The sequence below is a fragment of the Bradyrhizobium cosmicum genome (genome assembly GCF_032290525.1).
Classification (GTDB): domain Bacteria; phylum Pseudomonadota; class Alphaproteobacteria; order Rhizobiales; family Xanthobacteraceae; genus Bradyrhizobium; species Bradyrhizobium cosmicum_A.
Genome location: NZ_JASXTA010000172.1, coordinates 1 through 281 on the forward strand (window position 1 = coordinate 1; position 281 = coordinate 281).

Below are 281 nucleotides of genomic sequence, written 5' to 3' on the forward strand. Positions count from 1 at the left end.
GTCGATCGGCGAGAACTCGGTGCATGGTTCGGACGCGCCGGAGACCGCCGCGATCGAAATCGCGCAGTTCTTTTCCGGTAACGAAATCGTCGGCTAATCGATTAGAAGAGCGGCCGCAATAGCCGCGCGCAACGGCTGAAGACGCCTGGGGGAAACGCTGTGAACTGGCTCTTGCAAATCTTCGATCCTGCAACGCTCTCTGCGTTCTTCACCCAGTTCCAGGCCGAGATGCAGCAACCCGCCTTCTGGGTCGCGCTCGGCAAGATCATGTGGATCAACAT

1 protein-coding gene is annotated in these 281 nt (G+C 58.7%); it reads left to right on the forward strand.

The features are described from left to right. On the forward strand, window positions 1–97 hold a 97-nt coding region (locus QSV46_RS39535; protein ID WP_409997291.1), incomplete at its 5' end, for a nucleoside-diphosphate kinase. Between the last annotated feature and the right edge of the window lie 184 nt (window positions 98–281).